The sequence below is a fragment of the Mesonia oceanica genome, from assembly GCF_902499555.1.
Classification (GTDB): Bacteria; Bacteroidota; Bacteroidia; order Flavobacteriales; family Flavobacteriaceae; genus Mesonia; species Mesonia oceanica.
Map to the genome: position 1 here is coordinate 196692 of NZ_CABVMM010000005.1, position 26352 is coordinate 223043.

Sequence of the window (26352 nt, forward strand, 5' to 3'; positions counted from 1 at the left end):
TTGATAATAATAATTTAAAAAAGAGACCGGTAAAGTTTTTACCGGTCTTTTTTATTTTTGAAAGCATGAGAAAATTCAAGTATTATACCTTATTCACAATTTTTATTTTAACGATAAGTTTAGTAGGTAGTGTTCAAGCGCAAATCCCTAATCCTATTGAAAACTCTATTTATTATTCGGTAGAAGAAGCTTTACAAGCAAAGTCTGCCAGACAACTCAATCTTCGCGATCAGCATTTATTTTTTGTTCCTAGTGAACTGCAAAATCTGAAGGAGTTAGAATTTCTCAACCTAATGCGGAATAACATTTCCAAATGGGATGGAGAAATTTTCAAACTGAAAAATTTAAACCATCTGAATTTAAAACTCAATTCACTTACTTATATTCCTAGCAAAATTGAAAAATTAGATAAATTACAAAGCCTTGACTTAGGCAGTAATAATATTGCTGTAATCCCTTCAGAAATTGAAAAGCTATCACAGCTTAAAAACCTTCACCTTTCCCTTAATTTGCTAATATCTATTCCTTCCCAATTAGGGAATTGTGAAAATCTAGAAGTATTGGAGTTAGACAATAACCAGCTTAGTTACCTTCCCTCGGAAATAAGCCAATTGAAAAACCTAAGCTTGTTGCATTTAGGTTTCAACCAGTTTAATGAATTGGATGGGAGTTGGCTAGCCTTACCCCATTTAAAAGAGTTAAATTTAGAACATAACCAGCTTAAAGAATTACCTGTACAAATTTCAAAGCTGAAAAGTCTAGAATCTTTAATCTTAAATAATAATGAGTTAACGACTTTACCCGAAGAACTTACGGAAATCTCAACTTTGCAAATGTTGATAGTTTCTAACAACAATCTCTCTCAATTACCGAACGAGCTTGAAAAGTTAAAGAATTTAAAAACCTTAATCGCTTTAAACAATAACTTTTCTCAAGCAGAAAAAACTAGGATTAAAAAAGAACTTCCTAACTGTAAAGTTTATCTTTAGGTTTTTGGTTTGTATGACCTTGATTTAATTGAAACTTTGGAGTAGCTTAATATTTTTTAGTTGCTTTTTATAAAACTTTACTGTCTTTTTATTAATAGTCGGTCGGTTCTATTACAAAGCCTCATTTAACTAACGCTGAACAGTTGAATTTTAAATACTGTCTCTGGTTGTACTATTTTTAAGTAACTCACTCAATTTCTCGATAGAAGTTTTTTTCAATTTCATAATGTAACGATTCTTTTCACCTAAATTAATGAGTTGTGATTTTAGTTCGTTTTCAGAAGTAAGTTGTACTATTAGCAACTGAGTTTTTCCTTTTATAGGAATTTTTTCTAAAGTTATTTCAGCTTTAGCCTCTCGAAAATTATAATTTAAAAAAGAATTGAGTTCTTTGTAAAGTATATAAACAGAAAAATAATCGGTAAGTCTTTGGTTTGATAATGTTACATTTTTTAAAAAATCTGGTTCTGTTAAGCGATCAATATTAATCCATTTTAATTGTTGTAAATTAATTTTCGCAGGATCAATAATGGGGTTATAAATGGAATTAGTATCTTGAGAATCAATAGCAATATCAGCAATCGAAAACGATTTATTCAACTCTAAATAATAGTCCAAGGAGTCTTTAGGGACTTTAATCCTTATATACTTATCTATACCATATGTTTTTACAAATTGATAATCTAAGATAGTAGTATCTACTAATGTGGTATCTTTTTCCCATTTCACAATACCTTTTTTATTTCTTTCACCATAATAAATATCATTATTCACGATTCTATCATCGGGAAAAATAACTTGTATATTTTTGCCTTTTTTTAATTTAATATCGCTGCCATCATCAGATTTTACTTTTATACGAATTACTCCAGAAGTTTCTAATAATCTTCCATCTTTCGTTTGTGTAGATATTTGGCGAGCTACCAAATCTTTAAAATCATAATACTCTTCTAATATAAAAGTAAGCAGATTGGTAGCACCAACATCAAGATTATCTCGATTAAAATAAATCAGTGTTCCTTTTTTTCCTACAAGAAGACTGTCTTTTGTTAAATTTAATTGAAATTCCTGAGTTTCGACTTCATTAAAAGAAGCTAATGGATTTTGAAGTGATTTTATATTATTTTCAATCTCTATATTTTTTTTCAAAGAGGTGGTGTTCGCTGGTTTTTCATCTTCAATACAGGAAAGTAAAAATAGAAAACCTGTTAGGCATAGTAATGATTTTTTCATAATAGATAAATTAGTTATGAAAGTTCATTTTCAATGATAGTGCCAAAATTATTTAAGCAGACTTCGGTTATTGTCAGTGAAATCTAGCTATAAAAAAAGTCCCAACCAATAAAGGAAGGGACTTTAAAAAAGGGTGGAAGATCGGTTTCGAACCGACGACCTCCTGAACCACAATCAGGCGCTCTAACCAGCTGAGCTACAACCACCATTTGTTTGAAGAACTTTTGCTAAGCATCACCTAGCAAATGCGGATGCAAATTTAGTTGAATTCCTCAATTTTGCAAAACATTTTTTCAATTAAATTAAATCAAAAATAGAATCCACTGCAGGACAGCGTTCTACAGTAAAACCTTCTGCATAATCTACACCAATAAGCCTACCTAAATTCCGTGCCCGGTAAGTAACACTATCTAAAAAGTTGTCGCTAGAGATAGGGGTGGAGGGCTCTTTATTCTCGGGATCAAAAAATTGAGACTGGTACGCTTTTACCGCTTCTACTTTTTTATCCATAAATCCACTAATATCTACTGCGATATCCGGTTGTAAATCTTTCCATTGAATATAGTGATATACAAATTTAGGCCGCCAAGCCTTTTGCTTATTTTCATCACAATAAGTTTCAATTTTGCGTAAACCACTTAAAAAGCAAGCGTCGCTAACTAGTTTACTACCTTTGGGATGATCAATATGTCTATCATCGATGGCATTACACAAAACAATTTCCGGTTTATACTTCCTAATAACTTTAATGATTTCTAATTGATGAGAAGTATTATTAATAAAAAAAGCATCACTAAACTCAAGGTTTTTACGCAAGGAAACCCCTAAAACTTCTGCTGCTTTTTTAGCTTCTTGATCTCTGATTTCTGCACTTCCGCGGGTTCCTAATTCACCTCGGGTTAAATCTAAAATACCTACTTTTTTACCGTTGGCAATTTCTTTGGCTATAGTTCCTGCACAACTTAATTCAACATCATCAGGATGCGCACCTACAGCTAAAATATCTAATTTCATTTTTGTTGATTTGTATGGTTTGCAAAGATAAGAAGTCTGTTGCTAAACCAAGTTTATAGATATCTTAAACTTGGGCAACATCAGCATCTTTTTGAGTTAAATGCTTAATTTTAATATGGAAAGCTGCAAAAAGTAAAGTGGTAAAAGGGCTCAAGTAGTTAAAAATAGCATACATTAAATAACTCGCTACGGGAACACCTAAAACCCCGCTATGATAGGCTCCGCAAGTATTCCAAGGGACTAAAACCGAAGTTACAGTAGCAGAGTCTTCTAAAGACCTACTTAAATTTTCAGGAGCTAAGCCTTTATCCCTATAAGCTTGAGAAAACATTTTGCCTGGAACTACAATAGCTAAATATTGATCGGACGCAGTTAAGTTTAATGCTAAACAACTGGCGACGGTACTGGCAAATAGCCCAAACGTGGTATGAAACAGGTTGAGTAAAGCTTGACTTATTCTTGCCAAAGCACCAATGGCTTCCATAATTCCACCAAAAACCATCGCACAGATAATTAACCAAATAGTACCGAGCATTCCCTGCATTCCTCCTGAAGAAAATAAATCGTTGAGTACTTTGTTATCGGTTTCTATAGCGGTTTCTATCGTAATGGAATTCATAATTCCCTGGTAAGCAGTATTAAAGTTTAATTGTTCGCTTCCGCCTAATAAAGCAACTAATTCAGGTTGAAAGATTAAGGCTGCAACCGCAGCTAAAAGTGTACCTAAAAGCAAGGCTATAAGCGGTGGAGTCTTTTTTACAATTAGAATAATAACAAGTGTAGGTACCACAAACAACCAAGGCGTTACATAAAATGTTTTTTCAATTGAATTCAAAATTCCTTCAGTATTTGCTGTCCCTGAAGCGTCTAAATTAAGACCAATAATAATGAAGACAATAAGGGTAACTAAGATGGTGGGTACAGTAGTAATTGTCATATACCTAATATGGGTAAACAAATCGGTTCCCGCCATCGCAGGAGCTAAATTGGTAGTATCACTTAACGGCGACATTTTATCACCAAAATAGGCTCCGGAAAGGATGGCTCCCGCAGTCATTCCGGTGGAAATATCCAAGGCATCGGCAATTCCTATTAAGGCAATCCCCACAGTAGCAGAGGTAGTCCAGCTACTTCCGGTAGCTACAGAAATTACCGAACATATAATCACGCAAGCTGCTAGGAAAATAGTAGGGTTGAGCACCTGAAGTCCGTAATAAATCATGGTGGGTATAATTCCACTGATTAACCAAGTCCCGGCAAGCGCACCTACCATTAATAAGATAAGAATAGCTCCTGTAGTAGATTGAATGTTATGGGCCACTTTATCAATCATTTTATCAAAAGAGACTTTATTAAAAGCACCAACAAGTGCAGCGACGGCACCACCCATTAATAAAATAAACTGATTGGAACCTCCTAATGCATCCTCTCCAAAAATAAATACGTTATAGGCTAGCATTCCTATTAAAGCAATAACCGGGATCAATGCTTCCCAAATGCTTAATTCTTTATTTTGGCTAACAATTTCATTAGAAGTATCTTGCATGATTTAGTGCTGTTAAATGAAGTTATTTCTTACAATAATAAAAACTTTAGGATAAAAAAATCTATATATCTATACATAAAATCTTAAAAAAGTACCTTTTTCTATATTTTATAGAAATAATTCAGCGGTTTGTTGAGGGATTTCTAGTTTTATAATTATTGAATCTTCTTATCGATCCTACTTTTTTAGTATTGGTTCTACTACTTAGAATGTTTTAAAAAACGGGAGGAAAGGAGCTACCGGTTGTTGTATTGTAATTTATGTACCGACTAGGACTAAAAAATTTATGGAAAAATTAATTAATCTCATAAATTAAATCAGTGATTATGAGATTTTAGGTAACTTTAAAATCATAATCCTGATATCGCTTTTTTTTATAATAGTTTATATCCTATTTAAAAGATACTCCCTTTTTATTTGTATTGCAAAAAGCTTCAACTCTTCAAGAATAGCAATTACTTCAAGTAAAGATTTATCTCTTGTTAATAAACTTTCCTGAAGCCGAATTAAATTTAATCTATTCTAAACTATAATCTCTCTGGATCTGTCACTTCTTTCTTTTTTTAATACCCTTGTGCTTTTTTAAGGTAGCTAAACCTAGTGTAGTGATTACCGAAATACAAGCCACATTTCCTAAACTACCACCAAATCCTTTAAAGAAGCTTCCTAAATTAATGTATATGATGGAAAAAATAGCACCAGCCAAAATTATATATAACCAATGATGCAATACTTTATTGGAAACCATTCCTACAAAAGAGGCACCTATAAAAATGATAGGAATTTTATGTTGAAGAAAACTTGAGGTAATTTCAGGGAATATAAAAAAGAATAAGGCAACAATTAAGGATGGTAAGGCAGAAGCACGAACATCACTTTGCCCCAAGTAATTGTGAAGTACATAAGTGGTTAAACTTCCTAAGATTCCGGTAAGGATGAGTATTATGACTTCCATCTAAAAAAATAAATAAATTAAAAAAGAAGTAACAGCCACACCTCCAAAAGCAATGGTACCCAGTTTTCCGCCAAAACCATTCAGGTAATTTTTTGTCCCGATAAATAAGACACCAGCTAGGAGAGAGGCGAATAAAATAAAACCATAACCATAAGCTACTTGCGGAGCCGTCATACCAATAAAAGCACCACAATAAACCCTTGTAGGTATTTTTTCCATATTTTTTGAAGCGGAGAATAAATCAGGTATAAAAGAAGCAACAGTTCCACAAGCAGCTGCTGCTATAACAGGCCCGAGTTCCATATCTACACTTAAAAAATAGGTGATTACGGCACCAATCCCTATGTAGAAAACATCTTGTAAATCGGCTAAAAAGAAATCTTCCTTGTCAGGAGAAATATGGTAATAGGCGTAAGTGATAATTGCTGATGCTATAATTACTCCCAATAAGACCCAGATTTCATTAAATTTTTCAACTAAAAAAACAGTAAGAAAACCTATATGAATAAAAATAAGCAGAAAAAAGGTTATAACTTGAATGATTCTTTTCAGCAAAGCGAGGCATTTAATAAAAAACGGAGGTTAAATAAAATTACCTCCGTTTTTATATTTACTTAAACATATCCATTCCCGGGATATCGGGCATACCATCTTTTGCGGCAGCACCTAATTCTGCTTCGTTCATATCAGAAGCCCTTTTAATCGCTTTGTTGAGCGTTAACACTAGGTAATCTTCCAATTGTTCTTTATCTTCCAATAATTCTTCAGATACTTCAATATTTTTAATCTCACGGTTTCCGGTGATGGTCACCTTTAGCAAATCGTCACTCGATTTTTCCTGCATCGTTACCGTATCTAAGCGCTTTTTGGTCTCTTCAACCTTCGCTTGCGCTTCCTTTAATTTGTTCATCATATCTCCGAACATAGCTTTTTTATTTTTTGGTTCAACGACAAAGTTATTAAATACTTAGAATGCTTCCTCATTTCTGCCGAAATTTTACCTTTGTAAGCATTCAAAATAGAAGTCATTAAGATGATAAAAGAAGAAATACGTCCACCGAAACCTAAAAAAATAGCCAAAGAATTAAGCATTCACGGCGACACACGAATAGATAATTACTTTTGGTTAAACGAGCGCGAGAATCCTGAAGTAGTGAAATACTTAGAAGAAGAAAACTCGTATAACGATAGAATGATGGCGCATACCAAGCAATTTCAGGAAAACTTGTTTGAAGAAATGAAAAGCCGAATTAAAGAAGACGATTCTTCCGTGCCTTATAAATCAAACGGCTATTGGTATTACGTACGTTATGAAGTTGGAAAAGGTTACCCTATTTATGCCCGAAAAAAAGAAACTTTGGAAGCCAAAGAAGAGATTCTATTCAATTGTAACGAAATGGCCGAAGGTCATTCCTATTTCAAATTAAGCGGAATTAGTGTAAGTCCAGACAATAGACTCGTTAGTTTTGGTATAGATACCGTGAGTAGAAGAAAATATACCATTCAGATTAAAAATTTGGAAACCGGAGAAATTCTTCCAACAAAAATTGAAACCACTACCGGTGGTTCTACTTGGGCCAACGATAATAAAACCCTTTTCTACACTCGTAAAGACGAAGAAACCCTTCGTTCTGACAAGGTTTATCAGCATATTTTAGGGGAAAACCCGGACGATGACATCTTGGTCTATCACGAAGAAGATGAAACCTTTAATACCTATGTTTATAAATCAAAATCTAAACAATACATCATCATTGGTTCGAGCAGTACAATGAGTGATGAATACCGAATTTTAGATGCCGATAAGCCTCGCGGACAGTTTCAGTTGTTTCAAGAACGGGTTCGTGGAGTGGAGTATGGTTTTTCTCATTTTGAAGATCGTTTTTACATCATCACCAATAAAGATGGTGCACAGAATTTTAAGTTGATGAAAACATCGGTCGATAAAACTACTTCAGAACATTGGGAAGAAGTGATTCCGCATCGCGAAGAGGTATTGCTGGAAGATATGGATATTTTTAAAAACTATCTAGTGCTTAGCGAACGTTATAATGGTTTAAACCGAATTAGGATTATGAGTTGGGACAATCAAGAGGATTACTACTTGCCTTTTGATAATGAAACCTACACGGCTTACACCGGCAATAATCCTGATTTTGATACCAATATACTTCGGTATGGGTATAACTCCTTAACGACGCCTGCTTCGGTGATCGATTTTAATATGGAAACCAAAGAAAGTGAAGTTAAAAAAGAACAACAAGTACAAGATCCCAATTTCCATAAAGAAAATTACTTATCAGAACGTATTTGGGCAACGGCAGAAGACGGTACCCAAATTCCTATTTCCTTGGTTTATAAAAAAGGAATTCAGCGTGACGGAAGCAATCCGGTTTTGCAATATGCCTATGGAAGCTATGGTCATACCACCGATCCTTCCTTTTCCACTTCTAGGTTAAGTTTATTGGACCGTGGATTCATTTTTGCCATTGCTCACGTAAGAGGAGGTGAATATTTAGGTAGAAACTGGTACGAAGACGGAAAAATGCTCACCAAAAAAAATACGTTCACCGATTTTATAGATTGTAGCAAATATTTAATTGAACAAAAGTATACTTCAGCAAAACATTTATACGCCATGGGCGGTTCGGCAGGCGGAATGTTGATGGGAGGAATTTTAAATATGGCTCCACAATTGTATAACGGGGTGATTGCAGCCGTGCCTTTTGTAGATGTAGTCACTACGATGTTAGATGATAGTATTCCTTTAACGACGGGAGAGTATGATGAATGGGGAAATCCTAATGAAAAAGAATATTATGAGTATATGAAGTCTTACTCGCCTTACGATAATGTGGTGGCACAAGAATATCCTCATATTTTAGTAACCACCGGTTTTCACGATTCTCAAGTACAATATTGGGAACCTGCAAAATGGGTGGCCAAACTAAGGGAATTAAAAACAGATCACCATAAATTACTTCTACATACCAATATGGATGCAGGGCACGGCGGTGCTTCAGGAAGGTTTGAAGCCCTAAAAGAAGTAGCTGAAGATTATGCTTTTATATTAGACTTAGAAGGAATTAGCAATTGATTAAAAAAATTATTGTAAATTTGCGATGTTTTGCGAAAATGTTTCCGCTTTAAATGGGAACATTTTTATATGTTAAAAAGAAGTTCAACTTATGAAAGAAGACTTAAAGGTTTATAATGACGTATTGCAACTCATAGGTGATACCCCGCTCATTAAGCTCAATAAAGTTACAAAAGAATTAGAAGGTAATTATTTTGCCAAAGTAGAAGCCTTCAACCCGGGACACTCCACAAAAGATAGGATAGCTCTTCATATTATTGAAGAAGCCGAACGGAAAGGTATTTTGCATCCCGGTAGTACAATTATAGAAACTACCTCGGGAAATACCGGTTTTAGTATCGCTATGGTAAGTGTGATAAAGGGCTATGAGTGCATTTTAGCCGTAAGTTCTAAATCTTCTGCAGATAAAATAGATATGCTAAAAACAATGGGCGCCAAAGTATATGTTTGTCCCGCTCATGTTGCTCCAGACGATCCCCGTTCTTATTACGAGGTGGCAAAACGCTTACATCAAGAGATGAAAGGATCAGTCTATATCAATCAATACTTTAATGAGTTGAATATCGATGCTCATTACAAAAGTACCGGACCTGAAATTTGGAAGCAAACCCAAGGGAAAATTACTCATTTAGTAGCTTGTAGTGGTACCGGAGGAACCATTTCTGGAACGGCACGATACTTAAAAGAACAAAACCCGGATATTAAAGTCATCGGAATAGATGCATTTGGTTCTGTGTTGAAAAAATATCACGAAACCAGAGAATTAGATCCAGATGAAATCTATCCTTATAGAATTGAAGGATTAGGGAAAAATTTAATTCCAACCGCTACCGACTTTGATGTCATCGATAAATTTGTAAAAGTCACTGATGAAGCGAGTGCACATACCGCTAGATATATTGCCAGAACCGAAGGTTTATTTGTAGGTTACACTAGTGGAGCTGTTTTTCAGGGAATTAAACAATTAGAAGAAGAAGGAGAGTTTGATGAAAACAGTAATGTAGTCATGATTTTTCCAGATCATGGTTCACGTTATATGAGTAAAATATATAGTGACGATTGGATGCATGAACAAGGGTTTTCTGATAGTGAAAATAACGTAGGAGCAGAAAAAATAGAATTCATAAAATAATGAATTTTACCGAAAATTATAAAAAAGCACCTTAAATTACCGTTTAAGGTGCTTTTTTATTTATAAATGTTAACAATTATAAGTATTACTTCTCGTATTTCGGTATAAAAATTTTATTTTTGAAACTTGGTTTAAACTTAAAATCTTATGAAGGATTTATTTGATAAAATATACAAAGACAAAGGACCATTAGGGAAATGGGCAGATCAAGCAGAGGGATATTTTGTATTTCCAAAACTTGAAGGAGAGATTAGCAATCGAATGAAATTTCAAGGAAAAGAAGTGATTACTTGGAGTGTGAACGATTATTTAGGTTTAGCTAATCATCCGGAAGTTAGAAAAGTAGATGCAGAAGCTGGTAAAAAATACGGATCAGCTTACCCGATGGGAGCTCGTATGATGAGTGGTCATACAGACTTACACGAGAAACTTCAAAATGAATTGGCAGACTTTGTACATAAAGAAGCAGCTTATTTGTTAAACTTTGGTTACCAAGGGATGGTTTCTACCATTGATGCTTTGGTAGGTAAAGATGATGTTATTGTATATGATGTAGATGCACATGCGTGTATCATTGATGGAGTTCGTTTACACTTAGGGAAACGCTTTACCTATAAGCATAACGATGTAGAAAGCATTGAAAAAAACTTAGAAAGAGCTACTAAAATCGCTGAACAAACAGGCGGTGGGATCCTTTTAATTTCTGAAGGTGTTTTCGGAATGCGTGGAGAACAAGGAAAATTGAAAGAGATTGTTGAATTGAAGAAAAAATTCAATTTTAGATTGTTTGTTGATGATGCTCATGGTTTTGGTACTTTAGGAAAAACAGGAGCAGGAGCAGGAGAAGAGCAAGGTGTGCAAGATGATATCGATGTTTATTTTGCGACTTTTGCAAAATCGATGGCAAGTACCGGAGCATTTATTGCGGCAGATCAAGAAGTGATTGATTATTTAAAATACAATTTACGTTCTCAAATGTTTGCGAAGTCTCTTCAAATGCAATTGGTTGAAGGAGCTTTAAAACGCTTGGAAATGTTACGTTCTATGCCAGAGTTAAAAGAAAAACTTTGGGAGAATGTAAATGCACTTCAAAACGGATTAAAAGATCGAGGTTTCGATATTGGTACTACCCAAAGTTGTGTAACCCCGGTATATTTAAAAGGAAGTATTCCTGAAGCGATGGCCTTGGTAAAAGATCTTCGTGAAAATCACGGAGTATTCTGTTCTATTGTAGTGTATCCGGTAATACCAAAAGGATTAATTTTACTAAGAATGATCCCAACGGCTTCCCATACTTTACAGGATGTGGAAGAAACCTTAGATGCTTTTTCAGCAATTCGAGAGCGTTTAGAAAACGGGACATACAAACGTTTGTCAGCAGCAGTTGCCCAAGCTATGGGAGCTTAAAAATTTATACATTACAGATTGTTTAAAAAATCCGATAATTTTATCGGATTTTTTTATTTTTATAAGAATTTCAAATTCTATAAAGATGAAAAAACTAATCATTTTCGCACTTCTTTTATTTCCTTTATTTTCTTTCTCGCAAGAGTTGGAATTTTATGAAGGAACAATTTATTTTAATAATGGAGAAGTGAAAGAAGGTTTAGTAAGATTGCCTGTTTCGGCTAAATACCTAAAAAGTTATGGTAACAGCCTTCAGTTTAAAGAAAATGAAGAAGCGAAAAAAGAAAAGTATAGAAATGGAGAAGAAATAGAAAAAGTTATCGTTAAAATACAAGGAAAAAACGGTTTATATAAATACATACCTGTAAAAAAACGGAAGTATCAACTTTTTAGGGTAATTAACGAAACTATTTCTCCAGCACTTTATGGAAGGCAGATGCACGGTGCAACACCCGGTGGGGGATTTGTGATGTATGGGATGACAAGTGAATATTATATATATGATGCTGAATTTGAAAAAGCACTACCTTTACTAAAATATGCCAGAAGCTTTCGTTATTTTAGAAAACACATAAAAAAATACTATCCTAATTGCAAACAGTTAATTGCTGAATTAAAAGAAAATAAACACAAATACGACTTTAAAGATATACCGGCGATTGTTGAAAAAGCCAGTAAGTGTTATTAATAAAAAACCCGATGAAAATTTAATCATCGGGTTTTTTTGTATTCGTAATTGAAAATGAAATTAATCTTCTCCAATTTGTTTTTTAAAACCGTCTTTTCGGTTTTTATCTACCGCTTTAGTTGCATCTTCTTTTTGCTTTGAATTATCGTTATCTTCCATAATATATTCGTCGGTAGAATGCATATCAATTCGGTAAGAAACTCCTAGAGCAACTTGCCAGCGTGAAGGTGTATCTTTAAAATTTACTAAACCTGAAACATCAACTTGAAAATCTTTATTAAATAAATAAGCAGCTCCAAGGCGGGCAATATCATCGCTATAAAAATCACTTTTTATAATTTGAGCTTCCGCAAAAAAGGATAGCTCTTGCGTATACGCGTGAGTTAACGTGAAAATTCCGGAATAGGTGGGTAAATCGTTCGTAAATTTGTCTCCAATAAGGTTCATGACAAACACCCATCTTCCTAAGTTATGTTGAGTGATAATGGCTACTTGTGGAGAAATACCATCATTTCCAGGTCCTATAAAAGGATTATCGGTACTACCCAATAATAAATTTAATCCTATGTAACCAGATACAGCAGGAATTAAATCGTCCCAATGTAAGGTATTGTTAGCTTTCCAACTATATAAATTGGGGCCTTCCAACATTTTTTTGCGGTGCGGATCGTAAATCAAATATTTTAAGCCTAATGTGTTGCTTTCCAAATTTCGGTAAGTGCTTTCTATAGTGTTAGCACCCATCATATATTTTTCATTTGCGTTTAAAAATGATCCCTTTAAATTGGCTTCTAACCTTTCTTTTAAAAAGCCATACCTAACTTCATAATCCAATCCCCAAAGTGAAGTTTCCGTATTTAATAAGGAATGTTCATCTTTCCCATAACGACCTCCAAATTCTCCTTGTAAAACGCCATTTCCAACGGCAAATGCACCTTGAGATCTTCCAGGTCGGTTAGAGTTAATGGTTTCTGTATATTGAGCAAACAAAAATTGCCCGCAAAACAACAATCCGGTCATTAAGAAGTTTTTCATCTTCATAAAAAGTTAGTTTTAACCAAATATAGAATAGTTTTAGTAATTTTTATAGGTATTATCAAGTTTTTAAGGCCAGTAATTTTTAGTTTTGTATTAAAAAAATTATGCAAGAAGCATCATTGATAGGAGCTATAAAAATTATACTGATTATTCTTTTGATTTACTTCGGAATCAAGATCATTTTCAAGTGGTTTGGTCCTCTTATTTTAAAATACTTTATGAAAAAACTGGGAGAAAAAGCCTTTCAGAATTTTAACCAAGGTGAAAACGCTCAATCCCCTTTTCAGCAAAATAGAACACAACAAAAAACTAAAGAAAATATAGGTAAGAAAAAATCTAATTCCAGAAACGAAAATAAAGAAGTGGGGGAATACATAGATTTTGAAGAAATTGAATAATTTTTCCGTTCTTAGTAGCTGCTAAACGATTTTGAAACAACTATGTCCATTAACTTGAAGAAAATTATTCCGCATGTAGTTATTATTGTGGGATTTATCATTGCTGCCTTAGCTTATTTTAATCCGGTTTTACAGGGGAAAGTAATTTTTCAAAGTGATATTACCCAGTACATTGGGATGTCTCATCAACATAAAGAGTTTAAGGAAGATACCGATACTGAAAGTTATTGGACAGATGCTGCTTTTGGTGGAATGCCTACTTACCAATTGGGAGCAGAATATCCTTATAATTATATTAAAGAATTAGATCGTGCTTTACGATTTTTACCACGTCCCGCAGATTATTTGTTTCTTTATTTTATAGGTATTTACATCCTGTTTTTATGCTTAAAAGTTGATTATAAATTAGCGGCTCTCGGTGCATTGGCATTTGGTTTTTCTACTTACCTCATTATTATTCTCGGTGTCGGGCATAATTCAAAAGCTCATGCCATTGCTTATATGCCCATTGTATTAGCGGGAATTATTCTCACGTTTCGGCAAAAATACCTCTGGGGTGGTTTACTGCTTACGCTAGGAATGGCGTTGGAAATAAATGCCAATCACTTTCAGATGACCTATTACCTAATGCTGTTAGTCATTGTGTTAGGAGTTGCCTATTTCATCGATTTTCTTAAAAAGAAACAGATCAAGCAGTATTTTGTAGCAATAGCAGTCATGATGGTTGCTGTACTTATTGCTATAGGAACCAATGCTACCAACATTTTGGCTACTAAAGAATATGCTGATTTTAGTACGCGTGGAGATACTGGTTTAACCATTACTCCAAGTGGCGAGCAACAAGAAAATACGAATGGACTTTCATACGATTACATTACTGAATATAGTTATGGAGTAGTTGAAACTTTTAACTTGTTTATCCCACGTTTTATGGGAGGCTCTAGCGCAGAGAAGTTAGGAAAAGATTCTGAGCTTTATAATGAATTGCTGAAAATGGGAGCCAGCCCACAGCAAGCGATAAGTTTTGCAGATTCGGCACCTACCTATTGGGGAAATCAAACCTTTATCGGTGCGCCGGCGTATATTGGTGCAGTTGTTATTTTCCTTTTTGTATTGGCTTTATTCTTAGTAAAAGGAAGATTTAAATGGTGGATCGTGGGTGGTTCTATTTTAGCTTTGTTGCTTTCCTGGGGAGATAACTTTGCGCCGCTTACTAAGTTTTTCATTAATAACGTTCCTTTATACAATAAGTTTAGAGCGGTTTCTTCAACTCAGGTAATTTTAGAATTATGTTTACCCTTAATGGCGGTTTATGGACTTTCAAAATTCTTCAGCAATAAAAGAACGCAAGAAGAAAAGGAATATGCTTTAAAATGGGCAACCATCATCACGGGAGGCTTAGCCGTTTTATTTCTAGTGGCAAAATCTGTATTCTTTGATTTTGTCGGGAATCAAGACCGACAGTATTTACAACAATTAGGACAAAGTTTTGTACGAGCACTAAAAGAAGACCGAAAAGCTATTTTTAATGCCGATACCATTCGAAGTTTAATATTTGTGGCATTAGCAGCCGGACTCATTTGGGCATATTTAAAAAATAAAGTCAATAAAGGTTTGGCTATTGGCGGACTTGCTTTATTGATTGTAATCGATTTGGTAGGGGTAGATCGTCGTTATGTAAATAATGAAGATTTTGTACAAGAGCGTCAGATGAAAAAACCTTTTCAGGCAAACGCTGCCGATCAGGAAATTTTAAAAGACAATGGTCATTATCGAGTATTAGATTTTTCCGGAAGTCCGTTAAACTCTGCTCGAGCTTCTTATTTTCATAATTCTTTAGGGGGTTATCACGCGGCAAAACCGGGTAGAATTCAGGAATTATTCGATTTTTATATTTACGATGGCAATCAGCAGGTATTAAATATGCTGAATACCAAATACATTATTTTATCGAATCAAGGGGAAGTCATGGCGCAACCCAATCCGCAAGCAAATGGAAACGCTTGGTTTGTCAATGAAGTGAAATTTGTAGGTAATGCGAACGAAGAAATTTTAGCTTTAGATAGCTTAAATACCAAGCAAACCGCAATTGTGAATAAAAAGTTTTCAGCAGAAATTCCGCAGCAAAAATTCACGACAGATTCTACGGCTCAAATTCAGTTGAAATCTTACCAACCTAACGAGTTGGTCTATTCTTATTCAACCCATGAAGATCGGTTGGCTGTATTCTCTGAAATTTATTATCCTCATGGTTGGAAAGCTACGGTAGATGGTAAAGAAATTTCGATACTCCAAGCTGATTACGTTTTACGGGCAGCGATGTTACCGGCAGGAAATCATGAAATTAAATTTACTTTTGAACCAGAAATCATTCAAACCGGAAGCACCATCACCTTGGCAAGTGGAGCTCTATTAGCTATTTTATTAATCGGTGGTTTGGTAATTACTTTCCGAAGAAAATCGGCTTAAATCTAATTTGGTGCGATGCAAAAGGTACTTATTATCACGTATTATTGGCCTCCTGCGGGAGGTCCCGGCGTGCAACGTTGGTTAAAGTTTGTTAAGTATTTACGTGATTTTGATGTTGAACCCATTGTTTACATTCCTGAAAATCCACATTATCCTATTGTCGATAAAAGTTTTGAAAAAGAAGTCCCTGATGGAATAAAAATTATAAAACAACCCATTAGGGAACCCTATCAATTAGCAGGAATTTTTTCTAAAAAGGAATCACAAACCATTAGTTCCGGAATTATTAAAGACGAAAAGGAGCAAGGTTTTTTACAAAGAATGATGCTTTGGGTACGTGGTAATTTATTTATTCCCGATGCACGAATGCTGTGGGTGAAACCATCGGTGAAGTTTCTTTACTCTTATTTAAAAGAACATCAAATTGAAACGGTAATTACTACCGGACCGCCACATAGTTTGCATTTAATCGGGAAGCATTTAAAAGAGTGTTTACCCATGAATTGGATTGCTGATTTTCGGGATCCGTGGACAAAAATTGGCTATCATCAAAAACTGAAATTAACTAAAAATGCACAGCAAAAGCATCTTCGTTTAGAGCGGGAAGTGTTACAAACCGCAGATCATATTTTAACGACGAGTTTTACTACGAAAAAGGATTTTTCAGCCATTACTCAGAAACCGATTACGGTGATTACAAATGGTTTTGATGAGGATGAAGTGAAACAAGTCCAATTAGCTGAAAAATTTCGATTAGCTCACATAGGCTCATTACTTTCTGAACGGAATCCAGAAAATTTATGGCGAGCATTACAAGAACTTATTGATGAAAAAGAAGACTTTAAGAACGATGTTGAATTGGTGCTGGCAGGAAAAGTGAGTGAAAGTGTTGTTTCTTCCATGAAAGAACATCAATTGGGTAATTATTTAGTTGAAAAAGGTTATTTATCTCATGAAGAATCTTTACTACAGCAGCGAAAAGCACAGGTGTTATTGCTCATTGAAATTGATAAAGAAGAAACGAAAGGAATTATTCCCGGGAAGTTTTTTGAATATTTAAAAGCTAACCGACCTATTTTAGCAATGGGACCCACAGATTGGGATGTGATTCGATTGTTGGATGAAACAGAGGTCGGAAAATATTTTGATTATACTTCCAAAGAAGAAATAAAACATCAACTTTACACTTGGTACCAAGAATATAAAGTGGGAAAATTAGCAGTGCATTCTTCCGCAGAAAAAATTAAGCAATTTCATAGAAAAGAGTTAACCAAAAAATTGGCAAAAGTTATTCAACAATTCAGCTAAATGGGCATCGTATTAAAACAATCATTCAATAATATTTTAACCACTTATTTAGGTTTTGCTGTGGGTGCGTTAAATGTATTGTTTTTGTATCCCCATTTTTTAGAGCCCGAGCATTATGGGTTAATTACATTTTTACTTTCGGCAAGTACATTGGTTTGGCCAATAATGGGATTTGGTGCTCCCAATACCTTAATTAAGTTTTATACGGCTTATAATTCTGATACCGAAAAAAACCGATTATTGACCACGATGCTGATCATTCCATTGGTGGTGAGTGTGGTGATTGGGGGATTAGGAATTATTTTTTATCAAGCTTTGCTAGATTATTTTGACACCAATGAAGCGGTTCAAAATTACATAGGACTCATTTTTTTAATTAGTGTGGCCATCGCTTATTTTGAAGTTTTTTATGCTTGGGCTAAACTGACTTATAAAAGTGTTTTTGGCAACTTTATGAAAGAAGTTTTTCATCGGGTAGGAGTGACCGTTTTGCTTCTAGCAGTGTATTTTGAGTACTTAGGCTTAAATGGTTTTATTTATTCGCTTACAGCTATTTATATTCTTAGGATGTTGGTGTTAATGGTGTATGCATTTAAATTACTTCCGCCAAAATTAGATTTTAAGCTTCCCCATAATTTTTCAAGGGTGGCTAAATATTCATTTTTAATATTGATCGCCGGTTCAATTTCAACGGCTTTGTTAGATTTAGACAAAGTGATGATCGAGCATTATTTGCCTATTGAACAAGTTTCTGTGTATGCGATAGCAGTTTATATCGCTTCAGTTATTGCTGTTCCATCCCGTGCGATGAAGCAAATTGCAATGCCCATCACGGCCATGTTTTTAAATAAGAATAAGAAACAGGAATTGGCAAAGCTCTATAAACAGACTTCGGTGAGTTTGCTATTGGTGAGCGGATTGATTTTCGCATTAATTATTACAAATGTAGAACAACTCTATGAATTGATTCCGCAGGAATATCAAATTGAAACGGGAATCATTGTTTTTTTATGCGGAATTAAACTCTATGAAAATTTCTTAGGCAACTGTAATAGTATTCTCTTTAATTCAGATTATTACCGATGGGTATTAATGATTGGGATTGGCGTAGTGATTTTAGCGGTTGTATTTAATATTGTTTTTATTCCGATCCTGGGAATTTGGGGAGCAGCGATTGCTACCTTTTCTACCTTTTTTGCATTCTTTAGTGTAAAATTATATTTGGTGTATAAAAAATTTCATATGCATCCGTTTACGCAGAAAACTTTACCCATTAGCATCTTGATTGTAGTAACGAGTTTATTGTTTTATTTCTGGGAATTCAATATTCATCCGCTAGCCAGTATTACGATTAAAGGTTTAGTAACTACTGCATTGTATGTTTTTGTAGTGTATAAAATGAATTTATCGGAAGAGCTTACACAATTTCTTAAGCAGCGTAAAAAATAAACCCCTTTCATCATCAACCGAAGTCAATTCTGAAAGGGGAAAAAACTAACCAACCAAAAACTATCTTAATCTAGAAGAACGGGAAGCATTAGTAGATTTGCTTCTAGCATTGCCTTCCGTACTTCTTGAAATATTTCTTGTAGTAGATGTACGAGAATTTACCTGTTGAGGTTTTCTACTTATCGTACTTCTTGATAATTCACGACGTGAATTGTTTCTATTATTTGCTGATATAGGTGTTGAATTATTCCTTTTTTCAACAGCTCTATTATTATTAATAGTACTTCTAGTAGAAGAATTTCTTGTAGGGGTTCTATCGATTGTGCTTAAAGCCCTTTTGTCATTTCTTCTAATTTCTTTTGTGTTTGAGTTTCTGGTTCTAACCGCATTATTACTTTTTGATGAACTTGATCTTGTTGCTGTAGCGTTTGTTCTGGATCTTGTAACATTAGATCTTCTGTTAGCCAATTCACGTCTGGTGCTGGTACGTTTACCTCTATTGTAGTGAGTTACTCGTTGAGAAGGTCTATAAAAGTTACTTCTATTTCTACTATTTACATTATAGTGTTTTCGGTAATTTCTATAACTCACACGATTAGGTCGGTAATACGTACGATAAGGTCTTGAGTAAACAATACATCTTGATCTCATAGGAACAGAATAGTATTGATGCCAAGGTCTGTACACATATCCTCTATTATACACATTAATAAATCCTGAAAAATGAGCAAAGTTTCCGTAGTTGTTATAAAAGATATTTAGACCACCAACTCGTGTTAAGCGACCAAAACTGTTATAGTAAATTTGCGTATTTCCGGCCTGAATGATTCTTCCATAATAATCATAATAAATCGGAATCGATTCAATTTGGATGACTGCTCCATAATCGTCATATTGAACATAGGGGTCATAATTATATCCACCGTTATAACTTATATTTACGTTTGGTGTGCTAACATTGAAATTAAACTTGCTTCGGGGTTGGTAATAAAAATCAAACTGACCATCTGGATAAATAGCAAATTCTACATTTCGCTCTACAAAAATAATAGAAGAACCATATCCATAATTATAAGTCGATACGTTCGACTTATTTTCAGCGGAAGTAGTTAAACCAACCAAGGTTAAAACTACTAAGGTGATTAAGTTTTTCATAATTATGGAATTTTTAAGTTAATATGCTTTAGTTAAAACAAAGTGCGTGCCATAATTTTAAATGTTTGATTATTAGGTTTATATTGATTTAATAAGAATTTTTTTAAATTGAAATTGATAAAAATCAAAATGAGACCCCTTCATAAAACCTGCCTATTCCATGGATAGGTTAAGGGTGACGACGAAATGAGGAAATATTTCGAATTAACTATATTAAAAAAAGAGAAAACCCTTAAGCATTTGCTTAAGGGTCTTCCAACTAACCAACCAAAAAAATTAATTATGATGTAAACGAATTACATCGATAATTATGTATAATAATATTTCAATTACTGTGCCAATTTATAATTTCTCTTTAAGATATTTAGCCGTGTACGATTTCTTATTTTTTGCTACATCTTCCGGTGTTCCAGTAGCAATCAAATGGCCTCCTTTTTCACCTCCTTCAAGGCCAAGGTCAATAACATAATCTGCACATTTTACTAAATCCATATTGTGTTCAATCACAATGACGGAATGGCCTTTTTCAATTAAAGCGTAAAAAGATTTGAGTAATTTTTTAATATCGTGAAAATGAAGTCCGGTAGTAGGTTCATCAAAAATAAAGAGCGCTTTATCTTTAGTGGTTCCTTTTCCTAAAAAAGAAGCTAATTTTATACGTTGTGCTTCACCGCCCGAAAGGGTAGAAGAGCTTTGTCCTAAAGTTACATAACCTAAACCAACATCTTGTAGAGGTTGTAATTTCTTTTTAATCTTGGATTCATTATGTTTTTTGAAGAAATCAATAGCGTCATCAATGGTCATATTCAATACATCATCAATGGTTTTGTCTTCAAACTTTACTTCTAATACTTCTTTCTTAAAACGCTTTCCGTGGCAAGTTTCACATTCTAAATGCACATCGGCCATGAATTGCATTTCAATGGTTACTTCTCCTTCACCTTTACAGGTTTCACATCTTCCACCATCTACATTAAAACTAAAGTGCTTCGCTTTAAAACCTCGCACTTTGGCTAATTTCTGATTAGCAAATAGGTTTCTAATATCGTCGTAGGCTTTAATATAGGTTACCGGATTAGAACGTGAAGAACGTCCAATAGGATTCTGATCTACAAACTCCACATGTTTGGTATTACTGAATTTCCCATCGATTTTGGTTAGTTGACCCACTTTTTCTCCATAACCGCCGGTTTCTTTTAAGATAGAAGGATAAAGCAAGCGTTTAACCAAGGTACTTTTTCCACTTCCTGAAACTCCTGTAACAGCTGTAAAAACGCCTAAAGGAAAACGAACATCTATATTTTTCAAATTGTTTTCCCGTGCGCCAATAATATCGATATAATATTTAAAGTCCCGACGTTTTTTAGGAACTTCAATTTCCATAGAATGATTTAAATATTGAGCAGTAAGTGACTTCGACTTTAAAATTTCATCGTAATTGCCGGTAGCGACAACTTCACCACCAAAACTTCCGGCTTCAGGACCTATATCGATAATTTCGTCGGCAGCTTTCATGATATCTTCATCGTGTTCAACTACAATTACTGTATTTCCTAAATCACGAAGATCTTTTAAAACACCAATGAGTTTTTCAGTATCTTTAGGATGTAAACCAATGGAAGGTTCATCTAAAATATACATCGAACCGACTAAACTACTCCCTAGCGAAGTTGCCAAATTAATTCGTTGTGATTCTCCACCGGAAAGTGTATTCGATTTTCGATTCAGCGTTAAATAATCTAAACCTACGTTCGATAGGAATGCCAAACGGTTATTAATTTCTTTTAATAAGCGTTTCGCAATATGTTGGTCGTGTTCGCTTAGTTCTAGCTCTTTAAAGAATACGGCTACTTTATCTAAGGGTTTTTCAACTAAATCAGTAATCGGAGCGCCACCAATTTTCACATAGTTTACCTCTTCGCGTAATCGTTTACCTTTACAAACGGGACATTTGGTTTTGCCACGGTAACGGGAAAGCATCACCCGATTTTGTATTTTGTAAGCTTTCGCTTCTAATTCTTCAAAAAACTCGGTTAAACCGGTGAAATAACGATTACCATCCCAAAGTAATTGTTTTTGTGCGTCTGTTAAATCGTAATAAGGTTTATGAATAGGAAAGTCGAATTTATGTGAATTATTCACCAACTGATTTTTATACCAGCTCATACTTTCACCACGCCAAGGGAAAATAGCTTCTTCGTAAATAGAAAGTGAAGTATTAGGAACAATTAAATCTTCATCTAAACCAATTACATCTCCATAGCCTTCACATTTTGGGCAAGCACCATAAGGATTATTAAAACTGAATAAATGAACATTGGGTTCATTAAAAGTCATTCCATCTAACTCAAATTTATTACTGAAATGACGGATTTTATGGTCTGAAAGGTTTTCTATAAAAAGTTCTCCTTTTCCTTCATAAAAAGCGGCTTGAATAGAATCTGCTAATCGATTGTAAAAATCTTCGTCGTCTTTTTTAATGATTCGGTCGACCACCAGAAAAGTATCTTTCGGCTTTACATTTTTTAAATTAGCTTCATCAATTCTACTTACTTCATCTTTAATTTTTATTCGGCTATAACCTTGTTGTAATAAAACTTTTACTTTTTCTTCCAAGCTTCGACCTTTTTCGACCAAGATAGGAGCTAAGAGTAAAAGTTTTTCACGTTCAGGAAAATCTTTAATGTAATTGACGACATCGGTTACCGTATCTTTTTTTACTTCATCACCAGAAATAGGAGAGAAGGTCTTCCCAATTCTAGCATAAAGTAATTTTAAGTAGTCGTAAATTTCTGTAGATGTACCCACCGTAGAACGGGGATTGGTAGAATTTACTTTTTGCTCAATCGCAATGGCAGGAGCAATTCCTTTAATATAATCTACTTTAGGTTTATCTAAACGTCCTAGAAACTGACGTGCGTAAGAAGATAAACTCTCCACATAACGACGCTGACCTTCCGCATACAAAGTATCGAAAGCTAAACTAGATTTCCCTGAACCGGAAAGCCCCGTAATGACCACGAGTTTATTACGCGGAATGACGGCATCAATATTTTTTAAATTATGGAGCTTTGCTCCCTTGATAATGATATTTTCCTTAGGGTTTATTTGAGCAATATCTTGAGTCATAGCTGTTTTTACAATAATTTGCGAAGATACTTAATCTATGCGGGCTTGTAAAGTATGAATATGTTTATATAAATGTTAAAATTTTTAACTTATTTGTATTTGTTAAAAATATGTTGTTATATTTAGCACTTTCAAACCCTAAAAGTCTAGAAGCCTATATAGCAGAGTTACTTCAAGTTAAAATTTATTAATCCAAAGTTTAATTGACTTAAGATTTTTCTTAAGAATTGAGGTAACCACTATGAAAAAAATCGAAACGACTACAGATGCTACTCTTGTTAGGCAATATTTAAACGGAAGTGAAGAGGCGCTTTCTAAATTAATTAATAGGCACCAACAACGTATTTATAATTTTATTTTTTCGAAAGTTTTTGATCGGGATGTCACCGAAGATATCTTTCAAGATACTTTTATTAAGGTAATAAGAACTTTGAAAAGAGGTAAATACAATGAAGAAGGTAAATTTTTACCTTGGGTGATGCGTATTTCTCATAATTTGGTGATCGATTATTTTAGAAAAAACAATCGTATGCCTAAATTTGATAATAATGGTGATTTTAATATTTTTTCTGTGATTCAAGATGATGAACTGAATGCAGAAAAGCTCATGGTGAAAGACCAGATAGAAAGTGATGTTCGTGAGCTTATCAAAGAATTACCGGAAGATCAAAAAGAAGTTTTGATGATGCGTATTTATAAAGATATGAGTTTTAAAGAAATTGCTGAGCGTACCGATGTGAGTATAAATACCGCTTTGGGAAGAATGCGTTATGCATTAATCAACTTACGTAAAGTTATCGATAAACATAATATTGTGCTTACAAAATATTAAAAGATACAATAAGGCGTTTTTTTTGTCGTTATTAATATGAAACTAACAAAAAACGTCGCTAATGGCCAAACTTTACCTCAACGAATCACCAAACGAAAAGGTGGAAAAACTAAGACCCAAAAAAGAAACCATTAGTTTTCTTTTAAATTATTCGAAAGCACTTAATGTGCTCGATGGTAAGCATATGCAATATGAAAACTTACTTAATTAAAAAAATGAAACCCGTATTTACTTACGGGTTCTTTTTTGCTTTTTAGTGAGGTTTTCTTCATAGGCTTTTAAAACTGACTTCCTTCCGATGGTTCGGGTAATGGGATCGTTTTCTAATTTCCAACCACGAGCGGGAGAATATTCCCGACCATACCAAATAATTTGAAGATGAAGTTTATTCCATAGTTCTTTGGGGAATAATCGTTTCGCATCTTTTTCGGTTTGTTGTACATTTTTGCCATTCGATAAATTCCAACGGTACATTAATCTGTGAATGTGTGTATCTACCGGAAAAGAAGGAACATTAAAAGCTTGCGCCATTACTACGCTGGCCGTTTTGTGCCCAACGGCGGGTAAACTTTCTAAAGCTTCCATATCGGCAGGAACTTCTCCGTTATATTTTTCAATTAAAATTTCTGAAAGTCCGTGGATACCTTTTGATTTCATTGGAGAAAGTCCTACGGGTTTAATAATTTCCCGAATTTCTTCTACCGTAAGTTTTACCATTTGATAGGGATTATCGGCCCTATCAAAAAGAAGTGGGGTGATTTGATTCACCTTTACATCGGTACTTTGTGCTGAAAGTAAAACTGCAATTAATAACGTATACGGATCTTTATGATCTAATGGAATCGGAATCTTAGGATAGATTTCCTCTAAGGTATCGATCACAAATTGAACTTTTTCAGCTTTTTTCATGGTGATTTTAAATTTTGAATTCAAAAGTATGAATTTTGAAGTTATTCAATAACCGTCAACCTGAACTTGTTTGAGGTTCTCATGATTATGAATTAATCAGCTTTATGAGATTCTGAAATAAATCCTGAATGACGATATTTTTATTTAGAACTAAAAACTATTTCACCCACTTATAATAACGTGCGCCTATTAAGTTAGGCTTTTCTGTTTCGATGCTCTCTAAAATCCATTCTTTTTGAGGAGTAATCACACTTACTGTTTTTTCTTTTTTGTGAAGTTGATGGTAAGTATTAATATCGATAGTTTTAGATTTTTCAAGGCTTTCAAAAAGCTTCTGCTTTTCAATCACTTTTTCCCAAGATTCAACTAGTTTTCCTTCAAAAACTTTAGATTTCGCACCACTTCCGTAGGCAATAAAACCAAGTGTTTTCTCGGTTAGATTTTCTTTCTTTTCATAATAATCACATAAGGTAGAAAGCATTCCCATAAACATGGATGCCGTATACATATTTCCTATTAAGGAAGAGGCACGTTCTGCCGGAGCAAATTTTTCGGCTACAAAAGCACGGTATTCTTCAGATTTGCTTAAAGCTTTAATTTTAGAAAAATATTCCGGATCATTTTTTTGGTATTCTTTTGCTAGTTCTGGATGATCGGCCGCATAAATTTCAGCAAACATGCGTCTTGCCTGAAAAGAGTAGGGAAGGTGCATAATAATGGCTTTCCAAGAATCATATAAAATGCCTTCTTCCTCTTTTAATTTTTTAAACTGAAAATAAGCATCGGTTGTACGTTCGATATAGCAATCGTTAGAATATTGTCCGTCAAAAACCGGTTGTTCTTTAAAGATTTCAATTTCACTTTCTAACACACCTTCCCAGGCTTCATTATTGGTGATCCCTATGTTTTCTTTTTTTACTGTACGATGCGGTTTAAAGAAATCGAAAACTCCTTTGGTGCTTACTGAGAAGTTATTTTCAACCTCGATTAAACGTGGATTTGCACTTATTAATAAAGCAACAGCTCCTGCACCTTGTGTATATTCTCCGGTAGATTCTAAATCGTATTTTGCAATATCTGTACAAATTACAATTGCTTTTTTATCGGGATTACTGCGTACAAAATCTAAACAGTTATGAAACGCATCGACACCGCCAATACAAGCAAAGGTGAAATCTACTGCATCGCAATGCGTAAATTTGTTTTCATCAAAATAATCATCCATCATCCCTACCAAATAAGAACCAATAGGTTTAGAAGCATCGATACCACTTTCTGAACCTACATAAATTCGATGAATTTCTGAAGGTTCCAGGTTTTCCTGTTCGATAAGTTTGGTAAGTGCATTAGCTGCAAAAACAATGGCGTCTTGATGCACATCGGGGAACGCCATATTTATGAGTCCGAGACCTTTTTCGAGCTTGGCCGGTTCAATATTTCTGGCAATCGCTAAATCTTTTATAGGTAATTGAATTTTTGGGATATCGTAACTTAGGCTATCTATTCCTATTTTCATTTGTTGAAGTTTATAAACTGAAAAAACTTGAAATCTAATACAGAAATCAAGCTTTTTAAATAAGGTTTTTGACTTACGAAGTTATTAT

At 34.2% G+C, this 26352-nt stretch carries 22 protein-coding genes and 1 tRNA gene; 11 read left to right on the forward strand and 12 right to left on the reverse strand.

Features of this window, described 5'->3' with window-relative positions:
* Positions 1–65: 65 nt before the first annotated feature.
* Complete coding sequence (locus tag FVB9532_RS07850) at positions 66–989, forward strand: leucine-rich repeat domain-containing protein (protein WP_150544657.1); 924 nt, start codon at positions 66–68, stop codon at positions 987–989.
* A 150-nt stretch (positions 990–1139) separates the two neighbouring features.
* Here FVB9532_RS07850 and FVB9532_RS07855 read toward each other — a convergent pair whose 3' ends face one another.
* The 7 genes from FVB9532_RS07855 to FVB9532_RS07885 form a co-directional block, all read right to left on the reverse strand.
* The gene (locus tag FVB9532_RS07855; RefSeq protein WP_150544658.1) at positions 1140–2222 is read right to left on the reverse strand and encodes a hypothetical protein; all 1083 of its coding nucleotides are present in this window, start codon (positions 2220–2222) and stop codon (positions 1140–1142) included.
* A 131-nt stretch (positions 2223–2353) separates the two neighbouring features.
* Positions 2354–2429: transfer RNA gene (locus tag FVB9532_RS07860), tRNA-His, on the reverse strand.
* 90 nt (positions 2430–2519) lie between these two features.
* A complete protein-coding gene (bshB1, locus tag FVB9532_RS07865) occupies positions 2520–3236 on the reverse strand; it encodes a bacillithiol biosynthesis deacetylase BshB1 (protein ID WP_150544659.1) in 717 nt (238 codons plus the stop codon).
* Positions 3237–3300: 64 nt separating this feature from the next.
* A complete protein-coding gene (nhaC, locus tag FVB9532_RS07870) occupies positions 3301–4782 on the reverse strand; it encodes a Na+/H+ antiporter NhaC (protein ID WP_150544660.1) in 1482 nt (493 codons plus the stop codon).
* A 547-nt stretch (positions 4783–5329) separates the two neighbouring features.
* Positions 5330–5737, reverse strand: coding sequence for a hypothetical protein (locus FVB9532_RS07875; protein ID WP_150544661.1), 408 nt, complete (start codon positions 5735–5737; stop codon positions 5330–5332).
* Complete coding sequence (locus FVB9532_RS07880) at positions 5738–6292, reverse strand: hypothetical protein (protein WP_150544662.1); 555 nt, start codon at positions 6290–6292, stop codon at positions 5738–5740. It abuts the gene before it with no gap.
* A 55-nt stretch (positions 6293–6347) separates the two neighbouring features.
* The gene (locus tag FVB9532_RS07885; protein ID WP_150544663.1) at positions 6348–6662 is read right to left on the reverse strand and encodes a YbaB/EbfC family nucleoid-associated protein; all 315 of its coding nucleotides are present in this window, start codon (positions 6660–6662) and stop codon (positions 6348–6350) included.
* Positions 6663–6770: 108 nt separating this feature from the next.
* On the opposite strand from FVB9532_RS07885, the gene FVB9532_RS07890 reads away from it, so the two are divergent.
* The 4 genes from FVB9532_RS07890 (at position 6771) to FVB9532_RS07905 (ending at position 12061) form a co-directional block, all read left to right on the forward strand.
* Positions 6771–8834 (forward strand): S9 family peptidase, encoded by a 2064-nt coding sequence (locus FVB9532_RS07890; protein ID WP_150544664.1) that lies wholly within the window; start codon positions 6771–6773, stop codon positions 8832–8834.
* 91 nt (positions 8835–8925) lie between these two features.
* The gene (locus tag FVB9532_RS07895; RefSeq protein WP_150544665.1) at positions 8926–9966 is read left to right on the forward strand and encodes a cysteate synthase; all 1041 of its coding nucleotides are present in this window, start codon (positions 8926–8928) and stop codon (positions 9964–9966) included.
* 147 nt (positions 9967–10113) lie between these two features.
* A complete protein-coding gene (locus FVB9532_RS07900) occupies positions 10114–11373 on the forward strand; it encodes a cysteate-C-fatty acyltransferase (RefSeq protein WP_150544666.1) in 1260 nt (419 codons plus the stop codon).
* A gap of 85 nt (positions 11374–11458) precedes the next feature.
* A complete protein-coding gene (locus tag FVB9532_RS07905) occupies positions 11459–12061 on the forward strand; it encodes a hypothetical protein (protein WP_150544667.1) in 603 nt (200 codons plus the stop codon).
* 60 nt (positions 12062–12121) lie between these two features.
* Here the strand turns inward: FVB9532_RS07905 and FVB9532_RS07910 are convergent, their stop codons facing one another.
* On the reverse strand, positions 12122–13102 hold the full coding sequence (locus FVB9532_RS07910; protein ID WP_150544668.1) for a transporter: 981 nt from the start codon (positions 13100–13102) through the stop codon (positions 12122–12124).
* 101 nt (positions 13103–13203) lie between these two features.
* On the opposite strand from FVB9532_RS07910, the gene FVB9532_RS07915 reads away from it, so the two are divergent.
* From FVB9532_RS07915 to FVB9532_RS07930, 4 genes are read left to right on the forward strand one after another with little or no spacing between them, the layout of a single operon-like run.
* Entirely contained in the window at positions 13204–13497 is a 294-nt protein-coding gene (locus FVB9532_RS07915) for a DUF4834 family protein (RefSeq protein WP_150544669.1), read from the forward strand.
* Positions 13498–13539: 42 nt separating this feature from the next.
* Entirely contained in the window at positions 13540–15966 is a 2427-nt protein-coding gene (locus FVB9532_RS07920) for a YfhO family protein (RefSeq protein WP_150544670.1), read from the forward strand.
* A gap of 15 nt (positions 15967–15981) precedes the next feature.
* Positions 15982–17274, forward strand: a complete 1293-nt coding sequence (locus FVB9532_RS07925) for a glycosyltransferase family 4 protein (protein ID WP_150544671.1) — start codon at positions 15982–15984, stop codon at positions 17272–17274.
* Positions 17275–18723 (forward strand): oligosaccharide flippase family protein, encoded by a 1449-nt coding sequence (locus FVB9532_RS07930; protein ID WP_150544672.1) that lies wholly within the window; start codon positions 17275–17277, stop codon positions 18721–18723.
* Positions 18724–18783: 60 nt separating this feature from the next.
* On the opposite strand, the gene FVB9532_RS07935 is transcribed toward FVB9532_RS07930, so the two are convergent.
* Both FVB9532_RS07935 and uvrA read right to left on the reverse strand, forming a co-directional pair.
* Complete coding sequence (locus tag FVB9532_RS07935; protein WP_150544673.1) at positions 18784–19878, reverse strand: hypothetical protein; 1095 nt, start codon at positions 19876–19878, stop codon at positions 18784–18786.
* Positions 19879–20220: 342 nt separating this feature from the next.
* Positions 20221–23007, reverse strand: a complete 2787-nt coding sequence (gene uvrA / locus FVB9532_RS07940; protein WP_150544674.1) for an excinuclease ABC subunit UvrA — start codon at positions 23005–23007, stop codon at positions 20221–20223.
* Between the two features lie 241 nt (positions 23008–23248).
* Between uvrA and FVB9532_RS07945 the strand changes: the two genes are divergently transcribed.
* Complete coding sequence (locus tag FVB9532_RS07945; RefSeq protein ID WP_150544675.1) at positions 23249–23839, forward strand: RNA polymerase sigma factor; 591 nt, start codon at positions 23249–23251, stop codon at positions 23837–23839.
* A gap of 61 nt (positions 23840–23900) precedes the next feature.
* Positions 23901–24050, forward strand: coding sequence for a hypothetical protein (locus FVB9532_RS19460; RefSeq protein ID WP_194716508.1), 150 nt, complete (start codon positions 23901–23903; stop codon positions 24048–24050).
* 17 nt (positions 24051–24067) lie between these two features.
* Here the strand turns inward: FVB9532_RS19460 and FVB9532_RS07950 are convergent, their stop codons facing one another.
* Both FVB9532_RS07950 and FVB9532_RS07955 read right to left on the reverse strand, forming a co-directional pair.
* Positions 24068–24748, reverse strand: coding sequence for an endonuclease III domain-containing protein (locus tag FVB9532_RS07950; protein ID WP_150544676.1), 681 nt, complete (start codon positions 24746–24748; stop codon positions 24068–24070).
* A gap of 157 nt (positions 24749–24905) precedes the next feature.
* Positions 24906–26264 carry a hydroxymethylglutaryl-CoA synthase family protein gene (locus FVB9532_RS07955; protein ID WP_150544677.1) on the reverse strand — a complete coding sequence of 453 codons (1359 nt, stop codon included), beginning with the start codon at positions 26262–26264 and terminating at the stop codon, positions 24906–24908.
* Between the last annotated feature and the right edge of the window lie 88 nt (positions 26265–26352).